The 14,371-nt window shown below is 70.9% G+C and carries 14 protein-coding genes and 2 pseudogenes; 7 read left to right on the top strand and 9 right to left on the bottom strand.

Annotation, left to right across the window (positions count from 1 at the left end; all coding sequences use genetic code 11):
* Nucleotides 1–26: 26 nt before the first annotated feature.
* The 3 genes and pseudogenes from AB0877_RS23805 to AB0877_RS23795 form a co-directional block, all read right to left on the bottom strand.
* Nucleotides 27–857, bottom strand: a pseudogene (locus AB0877_RS23805) (LAGLIDADG family homing endonuclease); the annotation flags it as partial.
* A pseudogene (locus AB0877_RS23800) lies at nt 831–1,085 on the bottom strand (DNA gyrase subunit A); the annotation flags it as partial. The pseudogenes AB0877_RS23800 and AB0877_RS23805, both read right to left, overlap by 27 nt.
* A 101-nt stretch (nt 1,086–1,186) precedes the next feature.
* Nucleotides 1,187–3,244 carry a DNA topoisomerase IV subunit B gene (locus AB0877_RS23795; RefSeq protein WP_366611555.1) on the bottom strand — a complete coding sequence of 686 codons (2,058 nt, stop codon included), beginning with the start codon at nt 3,242–3,244 and terminating at the stop codon, nt 1,187–1,189.
* A 352-nt stretch (nt 3,245–3,596) separates the two neighbouring features.
* Here AB0877_RS23795 and AB0877_RS23790 point away from each other — a divergent pair, with 352 nt between their 5' ends.
* Together AB0877_RS23790 and AB0877_RS23785 are read left to right on the top strand one after the other, a co-directional pair.
* The gene (locus tag AB0877_RS23790) at nt 3,597–4,853 is read left to right on the top strand and encodes a hypothetical protein (RefSeq protein WP_366611553.1); all 1,257 of its coding nucleotides are present in this window, start codon (nt 3,597–3,599) and stop codon (nt 4,851–4,853) included.
* Nucleotides 4,854–4,995: 142 nt separating this feature from the next.
* Nucleotides 4,996–5,859 carry an alpha/beta fold hydrolase gene (locus AB0877_RS23785; protein WP_366611551.1) on the top strand — a complete coding sequence of 288 codons (864 nt, stop codon included), beginning with the start codon at nt 4,996–4,998 and terminating at the stop codon, nt 5,857–5,859.
* Nucleotides 5,860–5,877: 18 nt separating this feature from the next.
* Here AB0877_RS23785 and AB0877_RS23780 read toward each other — a convergent pair whose 3' ends face one another.
* On the bottom strand, nt 5,878–6,048 hold the full coding sequence (locus tag AB0877_RS23780; RefSeq protein ID WP_366611550.1) for a hypothetical protein: 171 nt from the start codon (nt 6,046–6,048) through the stop codon (nt 5,878–5,880).
* Nucleotides 6,049–6,245: 197 nt separating this feature from the next.
* Here AB0877_RS23780 and AB0877_RS23775 point away from each other — a divergent pair, with 197 nt between their 5' ends.
* Both AB0877_RS23775 and AB0877_RS23770 read left to right on the top strand, forming a co-directional pair.
* Nucleotides 6,246–6,875: a hypothetical protein gene (locus tag AB0877_RS23775; RefSeq protein WP_366611549.1), complete on the top strand. Its 630-nt coding sequence runs from the start codon at nt 6,246–6,248 to the stop codon at nt 6,873–6,875.
* A gap of 196 nt (nt 6,876–7,071) precedes the next feature.
* Nucleotides 7,072–7,443 (top strand): hypothetical protein, encoded by a 372-nt coding sequence (locus AB0877_RS23770; protein WP_366611548.1) that lies wholly within the window; start codon nt 7,072–7,074, stop codon nt 7,441–7,443.
* Between the two features lie 36 nt (nt 7,444–7,479).
* Here AB0877_RS23770 and AB0877_RS23765 read toward each other — a convergent pair whose 3' ends face one another.
* Nucleotides 7,480–8,385: a DUF72 domain-containing protein gene (locus tag AB0877_RS23765; RefSeq protein WP_366611547.1), complete on the bottom strand. Its 906-nt coding sequence runs from the start codon at nt 8,383–8,385 to the stop codon at nt 7,480–7,482.
* Between the two features lie 133 nt (nt 8,386–8,518).
* On the opposite strand from AB0877_RS23765, the gene AB0877_RS23760 reads away from it, so the two are divergent.
* Entirely contained in the window at nt 8,519–9,022 is a 504-nt protein-coding gene (locus tag AB0877_RS23760) for a DinB family protein (protein WP_366611546.1), read from the top strand.
* A gap of 35 nt (nt 9,023–9,057) precedes the next feature.
* On the opposite strand, the gene AB0877_RS23755 is transcribed toward AB0877_RS23760, so the two are convergent.
* The 3 genes from AB0877_RS23755 to AB0877_RS23745 form a co-directional block, all read right to left on the bottom strand.
* Nucleotides 9,058–11,121, bottom strand: a complete 2,064-nt coding sequence (locus AB0877_RS23755) for a glycogen debranching N-terminal domain-containing protein (RefSeq protein WP_366611545.1) — start codon at nt 11,119–11,121, stop codon at nt 9,058–9,060.
* On the bottom strand, nt 11,118–11,567 hold the full coding sequence (locus AB0877_RS23750) for an SCP2 sterol-binding domain-containing protein (protein ID WP_366611543.1): 450 nt from the start codon (nt 11,565–11,567) through the stop codon (nt 11,118–11,120). The genes AB0877_RS23755 and AB0877_RS23750 overlap by 4 nt, the downstream gene beginning before the upstream one ends.
* An 80-nt stretch (nt 11,568–11,647) precedes the next feature.
* Complete coding sequence (locus AB0877_RS23745) at nt 11,648–12,157, bottom strand: DUF664 domain-containing protein (protein WP_366611542.1); 510 nt, start codon at nt 12,155–12,157, stop codon at nt 11,648–11,650.
* A 78-nt stretch (nt 12,158–12,235) separates the two neighbouring features.
* Between AB0877_RS23745 and AB0877_RS23740 the strand changes: the two genes are divergently transcribed.
* Both AB0877_RS23740 and AB0877_RS23735 read left to right on the top strand, forming a co-directional pair.
* Complete coding sequence (locus tag AB0877_RS23740) at nt 12,236–12,751, top strand: 2'-5' RNA ligase family protein (protein ID WP_366611540.1); 516 nt, start codon at nt 12,236–12,238, stop codon at nt 12,749–12,751.
* Nucleotides 12,752–12,960: 209 nt separating this feature from the next.
* On the top strand, nt 12,961–13,146 hold the full coding sequence (locus AB0877_RS23735) for a hypothetical protein (RefSeq protein ID WP_366611538.1): 186 nt from the start codon (nt 12,961–12,963) through the stop codon (nt 13,144–13,146).
* A 16-nt stretch (nt 13,147–13,162) separates the two neighbouring features.
* Here the strand turns inward: AB0877_RS23735 and corA are convergent, their stop codons facing one another.
* The gene (gene corA / locus AB0877_RS23730) at nt 13,163–14,296 is read right to left on the bottom strand and encodes a magnesium/cobalt transporter CorA (RefSeq protein WP_366611536.1); all 1,134 of its coding nucleotides are present in this window, start codon (nt 14,294–14,296) and stop codon (nt 13,163–13,165) included.
* Between the last annotated feature and the right edge of the window lie 75 nt (nt 14,297–14,371).

Below are 14,371 nucleotides of genomic sequence, written 5' to 3'. Positions count from 1 at the left end.
GCAAGCTCAGCGGCGTCCCGCCCGGAGACCGATAGGCCAAAGAGTGGGTTACCGGCGGAGGCACGACCGCTGATCCAGTGATGCCCATGCAGCCCAAGGTCGGCGAGCATGGCGTAGATCTGCCGTACCAGCACCTCGCTCGTGCTGACGAAGACGATCTCCCTGAAGCGCTTACGGACGTAACCGTCTCCGTCGAAGAAGCCAGCGAGGAACGGTGCCCACGCCGATCGGTTTTCGACGATGTCACGGGGAACGTACTTGTCGCGGCTGAGCGGTTCCGTGGCCTGCAGCAGCCCTTCGTGCCGACTGAAGGTCAGAATGTGCTGGTCGCGATGGAGGGGATTGCGTGCCTCGCGCTTACCTCGGGAGACGTTCACCCCACTGGCGATGGCCCAGCCGTGAGCGACATCGAGCGGTTCGATGTCACACATGTGGATCCGAACCCGGCCGTCCGCCGCGCGGTTCCGGTCGGCCGGGAAGCCCTCGGCTACCAGCAGTCCGCGCACGTAGTCGTAGACGTTGCCAGGTTGCGTCGACACCTCGCTACGGCGGCTCCCGTAGGCCAGCGAAAGGCGTCCCGCCAGATCCCGAGCCTCGGCCCACTGCACCGAGAGGTCGTCCGCGACCACCCGGAAGCGTTGGCCTGGGGTGACGAGCATCGTGTGCCCATTACTCCAGGTGACGCGAACAAGGGCGGAGGTCGGGTTTCGATACACGGCGGTGACCGGGACCGAAGCGCCCTCACCGTCCAGCACGAGGTCCCCGACCTCAATCTCCTCGATCGGTCGCAGGCCGTCAGGCGTGGAGACCAGCGTGCCGGCAACGAAGCAGTCCCCGACAATTCGGGCAGACTTCACGTGCCCACGGTCGGGGCGGTAGCCCTGCTCGTACATCGACCAGAGAATGCGCCGGTGCACGGGCTTGAGGCCGTCGCGGGCGTCGGGCAGGGCGCGGGAGTGGATGACCGAGAACGCGTACTCCAGGTAGGAGTCGGAGACCTCGGTGACCAGCGGGTTGTCGAAGACCCGCGCGCCGGCCTGGTCGAACGAGGAGAGGTCGACCTTGTTTTCCTTACGGCGTGCCATGACTCAGCTCTCCATCGGAACGGATCGGGCGCTCACGCCGTCGCTTCGCAACGGCATGAGACACCATCGCGCTGTATCGAGATTCGCTCGCTGTCGCTCGCTCACGCGTCGATCGCATCCCGGTCGACGCGGTCGGCGGAGTCGATGAGCCAGTTGCGGCGCGGCTCGACCTTCTCGCCCATCAGCAGTTCGAGGATGCGTTCGGCGGCGTCGACGTCGTCGAGGGTGATCCGGCGGACGGCCCGGGTGGCCGGGTTCATCGTGGTGTCCCACAACTCGTCGGCGTCCATCTCACCGAGACCCTTGAACCGTGGGATGGGTGTGACGATCTGCTTGCCGGCCTTCTCCAGCTTGCGGACCGTCGTCTCCATCTCGGCCTGGGTGTAGGTGTAGACCGTCTGCGGACTGCGCCCCTTGGTGGTGATCTTGTGCAGGGGTGGCATCGCCGCGTAGAGCCGACCGGCCTCGATCAGCGGTCGCATGTACCGGGCGAACAGAGTGATCAGCAGCGTCCGGATGTGGGCGCCGTCCACGTCGGCGTCGGCCATGATCAGCACACGGCCGTAGCGCAGCGCGGAGAGGTCGAAGGTGCGCCCCGAGCCGGCGCCGAGGACCTGCACGATGGCGGCGCACTCGGCATTGTCCAGAACCTGCTGGAGGTTGGCCTTCTGCACGTTGAGGATCTTGCCGCGGATCGGCAGCAGCGCCTGGTATTCCGAGGAACGGGCCATCCGGCTCGTACCCAGGGCGCTGTCACCCTCGACGATGAACAGCTCGCTGCGGTCGATGCCGGTGGCCCGGCAGTCGACGAGCTTCGGCGGCATGGACGCGCCCTCCAGGGCGGTCTTGCGCCGGGCGGCGTCCTTCTGTTGCTTCTGGGTGAGCCGCACCCGGGCGGCGTCGACGATCTTCTGCAGGACGGTGCGCGCCTCGGCCTTGGTGCGCCGGTCCTCCAGCCATGCCTTGATGTGGGCGTCGACCAGGGACTGGAGAACCTTGGTGATGCCGGTCGTGGAGAGCTCGTCCTTGGTCTGCGAGGTGAACTGCGGCTCGGGGATCCGCACGTGCACCACCGCCGTCATCCCCTCCAGGACGTCGTCCAGGGTGGGCGGCTCCTCCTTGGCCTTGAGCAGACCGCGGGTGTTGCGGATCGCGTCGGCGAGGGCGCGGACGAGGGCCCGCTCGAAACCCTTGCGGTGGGTGCCGCCGTGCGCGTTGCGGATGGTGTTGGTGAAGCACTCGACGGTGCGCTCGTAACCGGTGCCCCACCGGAACGCGACCTCGACCTCGGCGCGCCGCTGCACGTTGGACTGCATGACGCCGTTGGCGTCGGCGGCGTTCTCGCGGTAGGTGCCTTCGCCGTTGACCAGCAGGGTGCCGGAGACCGGCCGGTCGCCGGCCGGCGCGAGGAACTCCACCATGTCGCTGAGCCCGTTGGGGTAGTGGAACTTCTCCTCGGCGGGTGCCTCACCGGTCAGGTCGCGGAGCAGGTAGGTCACGCCGGGGACCAGGAAGGCGGTGTTGCGCAGCTTCATCCGAACGGCGTCGACGTCGAGCGCGGCGCCGGTCTCGAAGTAGCGGGCGTCATGCCACCAGCGGATCGAGGTGCCGGTGCGCTGGCCGCGCTTCATGGCGCCGGTCACCTGGAGCCCGGGGCCGGCGGTGAAGGGGGCGTCCGGCCCGTCGCCGCCGAAGATGCCCGGGACGCCGTGTCGGAACGACATCGCGTGGATCTTGCCGGCCCGCCGGACGGTGACGTCGAAGCGACGGGACAGCGCGTTGACGGCGGACGCGCCGACGCCGTGCAGACCCCCGGAGGTCTTGTAGCCGGAGCCGCCGAACTTGCCGCCGGCGTGCAAGCGGGTCAGCACCAGCTCGACGCCGGAGATGCCGGACTTGGCGTGCACGTCGGTGGGAATGCCGCGGCCGTCGTCGTCGACCTGCACCGAGCCGTCGGCGTGCAGGATCACCTCGACGTGGCTGGCGTGACCGGCGACACCCTCGTCGGTGGAGTTGTCGAGGATCTCGTTGACGAGGTGACCCACGCCACGGCTGTCGGTGGAGCCGATGTACATGCCGGGCCGCTTGCGGACAGCGTCCAGCCCCTCAAGGTGGGTGAGGTCATCGGCCCCGTACAGGGTGTCTGGCTCTGCGGTCAACTGGTCGTACTCCCCGGTCTCGGCGGTGTGCTGCCGGTCACCGGCGACATCAGCCGGCGTGGCGCGCCGCAGCGAGCCTAGCCCGAGGCTAGGACAAGTGTCGGAGGCCCTGTGCGACCCGCCGCGCGGCGCGCTCTGGACGTGAGGCAACGAACAGCCGACTGGTGATCATGGAACCACGCGGAGACACCGCCACCGGTACGCGGGGCCACCTCGACGCGTTAACCCCTCGCGCCTACGGGCCCGTGTCTTTCGTCGAACGAATCTGTTACGGGCCATTGACGCCTGTCGCGCCGGGGTGATCTGATCGCGCTCTCAGAGAATCTTTCATCTTTCGATGGTTGGGGGCCCCATGCCCAGGTTCCGGCGTACCGCGCTCGCCGCGGGACTAACGATCGCCATGGCCGCGTTGTCGACCGCCGTCGCGCTGCCCGCACCCGCGTCCGCCGCGCTACCCACCGCCGCGGTGGCACTCGGGGACAGCTTCATCAGTGGCGAGGGCGCCGGGGCGTACACCCCGGTCGTCGACGTCAACGGAGTCAGCCAGGGCTTCCCCGGCTGGACGGCGGCGAACAACAACGCGTTCTTCTGCCACCGTTCGGCGAACGCCTCGCTCAACCAGGCCAACCTGCCGGGCATCCAGAACCGGTTCAACCTGGCCTGTTCCGGTGGCCAGCCGCACGACATCGCCAACGCCTCCCAGGCGCGGACCAACGGTCGTACCGTGGCCTCGCAGCTGAGCCAGCTGCGCGCCGTCGCGCAGACCCAGGACATCGACCTGGTGCTGATCGGCCTCGGCTCCAACAACAGCTCGTTCACCTTCGGCAGCGTCGCGGAGAAGTGCGCCAACCGGTTCATCGCCGACGCCTGGACCGGCTGGTGGGAGTTCTGGGCGTACCTGAACGGGCCGGTGGAGCAGAAGCCGTGCAGCGACGCCGACCTGGCCACCGCCGCGCAGCTCAGCGCCGCGACCGCGGAGACCACCGCGGCCGTACGCCAGATCCTGACCACCCTCGACCAGGTGGACGCGGACGGGCAGCACCGGGTGGTGTTCCAGGACTACACGAACCCGCTGCCGCTGGACCTGAACCCGCAGTTCCACGAGGAGGACAGCCGGGACGACACCCGGGACAAGTTCCGTGACCTGGGTGCCGAGCGGTACGCGGGCGGTTGCCCGATCCACCGGGCCAGCCTGGCGCCGGGGCACCGCTTCTCCCAGGGTCTGGGCGGCATCGTGAAGTCCACCCGGGACACTCTGGCCGCCGAGTTCCCCGCCGACGACCTGGTGTACCTCAACGTGCAGCAGGCCTTCAACGGTGCCCGGCTCTGCGAGCAGACCAGCAGCCCGAGTGGCGCGCTGGCCACCCCGATCCGGCTCCAGGACGGCGCGACCGGCACCTTTGTCACCAGCCTCGCCGGCAAGGACAAGATCGCCATCCAGCGCATCGCCAACACCTGCGTCAGCTACTTCCAGACCTGCCAGGAGTCGTGGCACCCGAACGCCACCGGGCACCAGGTGCTCGGCCAGTGCCTGAGCGGCGCGGCCTCCACCAGCGCCCGAGCGGTGGCCTGCGTCCGGGCCAGCAACGGGGCGATCTCGGTCTCCTGACCGCAGCGTCTCCTTCGGAGGGCTCCGCCGACCGGCGGGGCCCTCCGTCGCGTCCGCCGGGCGCGGCACGTCCGCCCACCGCCGTCGTGGGCCCCGCCGCCGAGTACTACCCGCCGGTAACGTCAGGCCGTACGCTGGGTCGGTGAACGGGGACCCGGAATACGCGCAGGAGTTCGTCGACGTCGACGGTGGCCGGCTGGGTGTGCAGGTCTATCCGGAGCCGCCCGGGGTGACCGGCGCGCCGGTGGTGGTGATCTGGCCGGCGATGGGGGTCCGGGCCCGGTACTACCGGCCCTTCGCCGCCGAGCTGCGCGCCGCCGGGCTCGCCGTGGTCGTGGCCGACCTGCGCGGCACCGGGGCGAGCACGCCCGCGCCGAGTCGGGCGGACCGGCACGGTTACGCCGAGCTGGCCGCCGACGTCGGCGTCGTCCTGGCCGCTCTCAAGCCGCGACTGGACGGGCGCACCCGACTGCTCCTCGGGCACTCACTCGGCGGGCAGGCCAGCCTGCTGCATCTCGCCCTGCACGGGACCGACGAGGTGGACGGCTTGGCGCTCGTCGCGGTCGGCATCCCGTACTGGCGAACCTACCCGGGTCGGCGCGGCCTCGGGGTGCTGCCCCTCACCCAGGGGATCGCCGCGACGGCGGCGCTGCTCGGGGTCTGGCCCGGCTGGGGTTTCGGCGGCCGGCAGGCGCGCGGCGTGGTCCGTGACTGGGCCTACACGGCGCGGACCGGCCGATTCCCCCGAATCGACGGTACGGACACCGACGCGGCGGTCCACGCGGTGCGGACCCCGGTGCTGGCCGTCAGCGTGGACGACGACCAGTTCACCCCGCACGAGACAATGGACCACCTCTGCGCGAAGCTCGTCGGAGCGCCGGTGACCCGGGAGCGTTACACAGTGGCGCAGGCCGGGGCGACGCTGGACCACTTCACCTGGGTCCGAGCCAGTGCCCCGCTGGCGCGGCGGATCGCCGGTTTCGTCGGCGACCTGCCGCCCCGCTGAGCCGTACCGCCGGTCGGCTCACTCGTCCTGGTCCAGCGGCGCCAGGTTCCCGTCCCGTTCCACCTGGATCTCGGCGTGCTCCTTGCGGGGTGGGACCTCTGCGGTCTTCCGGTGTGGGTCGTTGTCGGGGTGCATGAGCACCGCGTCTGTTTTGGGGGTCTTCTCCCGACTCTCGTCCGGCTGCGACATCGCGTTCCCCTCTCGTCGGCGTCGCTGAGGATCTACCCGCCGCCGGGCGAACGACTCCTGCCCGGGGCAGGTCGCCCGGCCGACGCCGCCGATGTCCGGTAGCGGCCGGTCGCGACGGTGATCGGCCCACCCGGGGCGGGGTTAGCCGCTCGACCGGCGGGTAAGCCGCACCGCCCGACACGGCGGAAGGGGATCACATGTCCGAACGGCACACCGCACTGCGCTCGATGCACGATCTGGGCCTGGCGGCCTGGTTTGGCGGCTCCCTCATGGGTGCCTTCGGCGTCAACGGCGCAGCGGCGAAAATCAGCGACTCGACCCAGCGGCTCCCGGTCGCCTCGGCCGGATGGTCCAAGTGGACACCGGTCAACGCGGCCGCGATCGGCGCCCACCTGGCCGGCGCCGTCGGCGAGCTGGTGACCGAGAGCCCACGGGTGGCGGCCCAGTCCGGCGTGGGCCGGGTCAGCGCCATCAAGACCGCGTTGACCATCGGCGCGCTGGCGGTCACCGGGTACAGCCGGTTGGTCGGCATGCGGCTGGAGAAGGCGGGTGGTCCGTCGGTGAGCGGTGCCACCGAGCCGAACCACCAGACACCGGCCAGTGTGGCCTCGTCGCAGCGGCAGATGAAGCTGCTCCAGTGGGCCATCCCGGCGCTGACCGGGACCCTGGTCGTGGTCACCGCGTACATGGGTGAGCAGCAGAAGCCCGGCCAGGTGTTCCGCGGAGTGCTCGGTCGCGCCGGTGGGATGAAGGGCGCCTCGAAGGGCATGATCAAGATGGCGGGAATGAGCAACGGCAAGCGGCCGATGGCGATGGCCGGACGCTGAACGGCAGGCCGGCCGGCGTCCCTCCGCCACCTCGACGGCGGGGCGCTGACCGGCCTGCCCGCACCGAAGCGATGACGGGTCCCGCGCGGGCGGCGGGCGTGCCGGCGACATGCCGTACGCCGCGCTTGGGCGGGCGGTCCCGGCCCGAGGACGGCACACCGTCCGCCGTAGCGGCGGACCGACGAGCGGGGTGGCCATGACGGCGCACGAGGGACGCAGCGGGAACAACGACCGGCTGGAGCCGGAGGCGACCAGGCCGTGGGGCACCGGCGACGACGTCGACGCCGACGCGCCCTGGGGCACCGGCGACGACTCACCGATGGACGAGGGCAGCGAGGAGACCGCGGTGCCCGAGGGACGGCGCGGAGAGCGACGCGCGGGTGCCCCGGTGGGCCGGTCGGACCCGGCGGGACGGCACGGCTTCGGCTCGGTCGAGCCGACCCGTACGACGATGGCCGGACCCGGTGCCCCACCCGATCCCGCCCCCAGCGGCAGGAGCTTCCCCGACGACGCGGACATCGGCGAGTCGACGCAGGACGCCCTGCGCAGCCGGGGACGGCGGTCCTGAGCGGAGCGGCGTCCGACCGGGTGGCCGGTGCGGAGATCAGCCGGTCACCGGGACGGCCTGCTCGACGAGCATCGTCTCGGCGAGCAGTTGCGCCAGCCGGGTGGCGTCGCGCTGGGCCTGCCCGGCGCAGCAGTTGTTGAACAGCACGTGCAGCTCGTCGGAGCGGTCGGCGAACTCGGCCAGCAGCCCGGCCCAGTGTCGGAGCTCGTCCTCAGCGTACGCGTACCGGAACTTCTCCTGCTTGTCACCCTCGCGCCAGGCATCGCTGTGACCGTGGAACCGGACGATCGCCGGCTCCGCCGTCATGGTCAGGATCGGCGGCACCGACGACGGGTGCCCCTGCGGCATGTCGACACAGACCAGGGACAGGTCGTGGTCGCGTAGCAGGTCCAGAGTGCCCGCCGCCGAGTGCTCGTTCAACCAGGAGCCGTGCCGCAGCTCCACACCGACCCGCCACGGGCGGCAGCGCTGCGCCAGCTCGACGATCCGGCGTTCGGCAGCGGGGCTGCGCACCAGCCACGGCGGAAACTGCAACATCACCACACCGAGCTTGCCGGCCGCCGCGATCGGGTCGAGGGCCGCCCGGAACCGGGCCCACAGCTCGTCGTACGCCGGCTCCGGCAGGTCTCGGCGGCGGATCCGGCTCGGGCCGCCGGCCGGTCGCAGGTCCCGCGGCAGCACGGCGACCGGTGTCGGGTGACCGGTGAAGAGGCTGAACGCCTTGACGTCGAAGGTGAAGTCGTCCGGTGTGGCGTCCACCCAGCCCTGGGTCGTCTCCGGCACCGGGATGGCGTAATAGGACGTGTCCACCTCGACCATCGGGAACTGGCTGGCGTAGAAGCCCAGTCGACGGGCCGGCGTGCTGGCCGAGCGGGGGTACCACCCGGAACGCAGCAGGGACTGGTCCGCCCAGGACGACGTGCCCACCTTAATCACACCCATGTCATTCAGTGGACCGCCACCGGCGCGGATCGGCAACCGCTGGCGGCACTTCGGTCGAGGAGGTGTCGTACCCGGGAAGTGTCGGTGCCGCGCCCTACGGTGGCACCGGTGGACATCAACGAAGGGTGGCGGCATGACCAGCACTGAGCAGCTCACCGGTGAGCGCGCCGATCTCCTGCAGACACTCCGCAGGCACCGCGGTTTCCTCCTGCAGACGGTCGACGGGCTCACCGACGAGCAGGCGGCCAGCCACCCCACCGTCAGCGGGCTCTGCCTCGGCGGCCTCATCAAGCACGTGTCCGGCGTCGAGCACCGGTGGATGCTCTTCGCCGCCGGTGGCGCGGAGGCGATGAACCGTGAGGAGATCGACTGGGTCGGTCAGTTCCAGATGTTGCCGGGTGAGACCCTCGCCGGGCTGGTCGAGCGTTTCCAGGAGGTGGCCGCCCGGACCGACGAGTTGACCGTCACCCTCGACCTGGACGCGGCGCACCCGCTGCCGCAGGCGCCCTGGTTCGAGCCGGGAGCGAGTTGGACGGTCCGGCGGGTGCTGCTGCACCTGATCGCCGAGACGGCCCAGCACGCCGGGCACGCCGACATCCTGCGGGAGTCGATCGACGGCGCCAAGACCATGGGCTGACCCGACGCGCGGGTCGCGGTGGTCGTCGACACGCCTCAGCGGAGGCGGGTGCGTTCCCGCCCTTCGGTGGTCCGGTCCCTGGCGTAGGCGTCGGAGTGACCCCAGCGGCCCGGGATGTCCAGCAGCTCCAGCCGCCCGAACCCCTCCGGCACGGCCGGGTTCACCAGCAGGTTGTCGCCGGTGGGCCGCAACCCCAGGGTGGTGCTCAACAGCATCAGCAGCGCCCCCGACGACCACGACTGCGGGCGGGCGGCCCCCGGCAACTGCACCGGATACTTCGTCAGGCTGCGCTCGTGCCCGGCGATCGCCTCCGGCACCGCTCCGCCGAGGGTCTGCGCCAGGTCGAAGATGCCGCCCGCGATCGTCGCCGCGTGCGCGTCGCAGCCGTAACGGCGCAGACCGGCGGCGATCAGGGCGTTGTCCGCCGGCCACACCGCCCCCAGGTGGGCGCCCACCGGGTTGTACGGGCGCTGGCCGGTGGCGAAGGTGCGCACCCCCCAACCACTGAACAAGCGCGGTCCGACCAGGTGCTCGGCGACCGTCTCCGCGCGGTCGTCCGGGACTATCCCGCTCCAGAGCAGATGCCCCATGTTGGAGGCCAATGCGTCGACCGGCTCACCGTAGGGGTCGAGCGCCAACGCGTAGTAGTCCCGGTGGGGCAGCCAGAAGTCCCGGTTGAAGCGCTCCTTCAGCGCCGCGGCCTCCCGCTCCAGCCGGTCGGCGTACGCGGGGTCGTTCCAGAACTCCCGGGCCAGTCGGGCCCCCCGCCTCTTCGCGTCGTACGCGTAACCCTGCAACTCGCAGGTGGCGCGGGGAAAAGCGGGTTCACTGCCGTCGGCGCTGGTGATTGCGTCCGGGGAGTCCTTCCAGCACTGGTTGAGGGCACCGTGGCGTTCGTTGCGACGCTGGTAGCGCACATACCCGTCCCCGGTCATGTCGCCGTACTCGTCGATCCAGTCCAGCGCCATCCGGGCCGGGTGGCGCAACTCGCGTACCAGGTCCCCGTCACCGGACCACCGCTCGTACTCGTCGAGCAGGACGACGAAGAGCGGGCTGGTGTCCGCCGATCCGTAGTACAGCGCGTGCGCCCGGTCGCCGAACGCGCCGGACTCGCCGTACCGGAGGTGGGCCAGGATCTTGCCTGGTTCCTCGTCCAGATCGTCGTCGAGGTGGCCACCCTGCATGAAGGCCAGCATCCGCAGCGTCGCGGGAGCCAGTTGGGGGGTGAACGCCAGCGTCTCCAGGCACGTGATGATGCTGTGCCGCCCGCACAGCCACATCGTCCACGGCAGACCGGCGATCGGCACACGGGCGTCGTACGACAGTGGCCGATACCGCAGTGCCGCCAGGTCGGCCAGGCTGCCCCGGTACATCTCCTCCAGTCCGTCGCGTTCGGCCATCAGTTGCGGCGCCTGGTCCATCCAGTCCGCCAGGCTCTCGCGCATCCCGGTACGCACGGCCCGCTGGTGGGACTCCAGGGAGTCGCGGACATCCTGCCCGTCCGCACCGCCCATGGTCATGGCGATGTGCAGGTCGGTCTCCCACTTCCCCTCCGGGGCGATCCGGACCCGGAACGTCATTCCTCCCTCGTCCACCTCCACCGGTTCGGTGCTGCGCACCGTGGTCTGGCGCACGAAGCGCTGCCGTTGGTACCGCAGCACGAGCCGCTGGTTCGCCGAGTCCGCAGCGACCTCGACGGCCCGCTGGCGGAGGTGCCCGATCTCGGCGATGTCGGTGAAGTCGCTGCCCATCTCCACTCGGATCGTGAAATCGGCCGGCTCCGGCGAGTGGTTGAGCACCGTGATGTTCTCGTGCAGACAGTCGTGGATCGAGCGGTGGCGGATGATCGACACGTCGGCGTCGACGTAGTGGCTGGCCGCGCCGGGGACCAGAACGAACCGCGTCTCGAAGTAGGTCAGGTCGTCACGGGAGAGCGCGTTGATCCGTTCGCCGTCGATCCTGAGCACAAAGTGGGACAGGAAGCGGGTGTCGTACGCGAAGAGCCCGACGGGTGACCGCGGGTCGGCCTCGATGTCGCCCTGGGCGTCGCAGATCGCGAACACGTTACCGGCGATCACGTGGAGCAGTTCCTGCCTCACGACCGTTCCTCCCGAGCGTGCACGAGGCCGCGGTCCGGGGCCGGGGCACCCGCCGCGCTCCGGTCCGAGGGCCGCCCGGCGAGGGCAGCCCGGCCGAGTTCCCGGGGATGCCGGGCGCCGCTGGGCCCTGCGAAGATCCGCCGCAGCAGCATCAGCAGTCGCATGTCGCCGTGCAGGGCGAGGTCGTTGCGCAGCAGCGCCGCGCCGGGGTGCAGCTGCCCGTCGACCATCTGGTCGAACACCCGCCGGTCCGCGCTGACGACCAGGTCGGCGTCGTCGGCCGACCGTGCCACCCGCACCTGTTGGTCGGCGACGGTGAGGTACCAGTGATCGGTGCTGCCGTCGTCGCGGACGTCCAGCCGCAGCGTTCCCGCTGTGGTCTCCGGCAGGTCAGGCCGCCGATCGGTGTCCAGCTGTCGCAGGTACTGCTCCGCCGTCGCGCCCATCGGGTCCCCTCCCCACGGTTCCCCGCAGGATCACCCGCGTCGGGGTGATGCCGGCTCACCCGCAACGGGTGAGGGACGCGTCAGCCGGCCTCGATCAGGCCGCGCACGTAGGCGGCCTGGCCCACGTGTTGCAGGTCGTCGTCGACGATGCTGACCAACCGGACGCCGAGGGTGACCGGCGGGTCCCACGACTCGTCGACCACCCGGTCCAGGTCCGCCGGGCCCAGACCGGCCAGCAGGCTTGCGGTACGCGCCGCGACCGCCTGGTAGTAGTCGATCAACGCCTGCGCGTTCTCCGGCCGTACGGCGGCGACCTGAGCGGGCGAGTGCCCGTAGCCGGTGTCGTCGGGGTCGGGGGTCAGCCCGAACCGACCGGCCCAGTCTCCGCTGACCCAGATCTGCTCGGCGTCGAGCAGGTCGGCGACGTGGTGGTCCTGCACCCGGCTGAGGTGCCAGACCAGCCAGCCGACCGAGTTGCCGCCCGGCCCGGGCTGGTGGCGCAGTTGCTCGGGGCCGAGGCCGTCGACCGCCGCGCGGACGAGGTCGGGCAGCCTGTCGTACGCCTCGGTCAGCAGGTCACTCACGTTCACGGGTACGCCTTCCCGGTCGGTTTCCGAACAGGTACCGCCGGAACCGGGCGGGCAAACCTCGGCCGCTACGGTGATCGGATGGTCGCCGCGGTGGAGTTGTACCTGGACCCGGACGCCACCCGCCGGATCAGGGTGCTCTGGGACGCGCTGGAGGCCGAGGGGGTGCAGAGCATGCGCTCGCTGCTGGAGCGGCGCCACCGTCCGCACGTCTCGCTCATGGTGGCCCCCCGGTTCGACCCGGAGCAGGTCGTCGAGGCGCTACAGGGGACGGTGGTGGCAGCCCCGCTGCGGCTCGACTTCCACCATGCCGGCCAGTTCGTCGGTCGGGTGCTGTGGCTCGGCCCGGCGCCCACCCCGGAGTTGCTGGCGCACCACCGGCTGGTGCACGACCGGCTCGCCGCCGCCGGCGTCGCCCTCGCCGAGCACTACCGGCCGGGGCGGTGGGTGCCGCACTGCACGCTCTCCATGCGGGTGCCGAACACGCTGATGGCTGCCGCGGTGCGCCGCTGTCTGGAGGTGTTGCCGTTGAGCGCGACAGTGGTCGGCGCGGCGCTCACCGACCACGCCCGCGGAATCGCCCACCCGCTGCCGTGACCGCGCCTCGACCGTCGAGGCGTAATGTCCGGTTTGGCGGGTGACAGTCGGAAACCCGAAAACAAGCGGTGCGGATGCGGCCAGGCGTGGGAAGGTTCGAGTGGCTGTCGTACCGGTGGTGGGCTGCTCACAGGCGGTCCGCCCGGCCGGTGTGGCGCGGGGTCACCCCGCGCCACCCACGGCGGCTTCGACGAGGAGAGGCAGGGCCCATGCAGGCTCAGCGCAGGCCACCGCGCTCGGAGCGGAGCCAGACCCGGGACGACCGGACCGGCGGGGGAATGACCGGGGCGGCCACGCCACTGACGATCTGGGCGGCCGCCGTACTGCTCGGCCGGATCAGTGCCGGCGACGACGACGTCGAGGACGAACGGCACATCCTGCGCGGCATCGAGTGAATCCCGGCCGCACGGGTCAGAGCCAGCCGCGCCGCTTGAAGATCACATAGAGGGTGCCGCAGACCAGCAGCATCAACAGCAGCGCGAAGAGGTAACCGAAGCGCCAGTTCAGCTCCGGCATGTGGACGAAGTTCATGCCGTACACGGTGCCGATGAGCGTGGGAGCGAAGAGGATCGCCGCCCAGGAGGAGACCTTCTTCAGCTCCTCGTTCTGGCTGTAGCTGGCCGCGGTCAGGCTGCGCATCTCCTCGTTCTGCTGCTGCGAGACGAGGGTGGCGTTGACCGTGAGGATGTTCTGCAACAGGTGCCGGAAACCGTCCACCCGCTCCACCACCTGGGTCAGGTGGTCGGTCACGTCGCGCAGGTAGCGGCGCAGCTCCTCGTTGGCGCTGGCGCTGCCGGCGCCGTCGGCCAGCGCGCCGAGCACGCTGAGCAGCGGGCGGGCGGCCCGCTGGAACTGGATGACCTCCCGGCTGAGCCCGTAGATGCGGCGGCTGGCGTTCGGATCGCCACCGAACACCTGGGTCTCGATCTCGTCGATGTCGTTCTCCAGTCCGGCCACCACCGGCGCGTACCCGTCGACGACCTGGTCGAGGATCGCGTACAGGACCGCCTCCGGCCCCCGGGCGAGCATCTGCGCCTCGGTCTCCAGCCGTCGCCGCACCGCGGCCAGGTCGGGCGCCTCACCGTGTCGGACGGTGACCACGAAGCCCGGGCCGATGAACAGGTGCAGCTCGGAGAACTCGACCCCCTCCCGGAGGTCGTCGTAGCGGGCGGCGCGTAACACCACGAACAGGGTGTGCCCGTAGCGCTCCAGCTTGGGCCGCTGGTGGGCGTTGATCGCGTCCTCGACGGCCAGGTCGTGCAGCCGGAACTCCCGGGCCAGCGAGGTGATCTGCTCGATGTCGGGCCGGTACAGCCCGATCCAGGCCATCGCGCCGTCCTGCTCCTGGAGGCAGCGGTACGTCTCGGCGAGGCCGGACGGCGAGGCGAACCGGTGCCCTCGGACGTAGACCGCGCTGTCCACCAGACCACCGTGAGACGCGGCGGCGGGTGACTCCGTGGGCGGCGGCACACCGACCCTGGTTTCGTACTCGTCGAGTTGGCGGCCGAAGCCACCACCCGGGCGGAAGCGACGGCCGCCGACCATGCCCTGTCCCCTCCCCCGGCGCCGTCCCGTCCAGCCCGGGGCGCTGCTTCCCCGCTGCCCCGGGCCCTGAAACCC

The organism is Micromonospora sp. NPDC047644, from assembly GCF_040704315.1.
Classification (GTDB): Bacteria; Actinomycetota; Actinomycetes; order Mycobacteriales; family Micromonosporaceae; genus Micromonospora.
Note: the sequence above shows the minus strand (reverse complement) of the source record. Positions and strands in the feature narration are given on the sequence as shown.

Bases quoted from the DNA above. Each gene is read 5' to 3' on its own strand.
- AB0877_RS23790 (WP_366611553.1), top strand. From the start codon at position 3,597: ATGCCCAGGTTCCGGCGTACCGCGCTCGCCGCGGGACTAACGATCGCC.
- AB0877_RS23780 (WP_366611550.1), bottom strand. From the start codon at position 6,048: ATGTCGCAGCCGGACGAGAGTCGGGAGAAGACCCCCAAAACAGACGCG.
- AB0877_RS23775 (WP_366611549.1), top strand. From the start codon at position 6,246: ATGTCCGAACGGCACACCGCACTGCGCTCGATGCACGATCTGGGCCTG.
- AB0877_RS23770 (WP_366611548.1), top strand. From the start codon at position 7,072: ATGACGGCGCACGAGGGACGCAGCGGGAACAACGACCGGCTGGAGCCG.
- AB0877_RS23765 (WP_366611547.1), bottom strand. From the start codon at position 8,385: ATGGGTGTGATTAAGGTGGGCACGTCGTCCTGGGCGGACCAGTCCCTG.
- AB0877_RS23760 (WP_366611546.1), top strand. From the start codon at position 8,519: ATGACCAGCACTGAGCAGCTCACCGGTGAGCGCGCCGATCTCCTGCAG.
- AB0877_RS23750 (WP_366611543.1), bottom strand. From the start codon at position 11,567: ATGGGCGCGACGGCGGAGCAGTACCTGCGACAGCTGGACACCGATCGG.
- AB0877_RS23740 (WP_366611540.1), top strand. From the start codon at position 12,236: ATGGTCGCCGCGGTGGAGTTGTACCTGGACCCGGACGCCACCCGCCGG.
- AB0877_RS23735 (WP_366611538.1), top strand. From the start codon at position 12,961: ATGCAGGCTCAGCGCAGGCCACCGCGCTCGGAGCGGAGCCAGACCCGG.
- corA (WP_366611536.1), bottom strand. From the start codon at position 14,296: ATGGTCGGCGGCCGTCGCTTCCGCCCGGGTGGTGGCTTCGGCCGCCAA.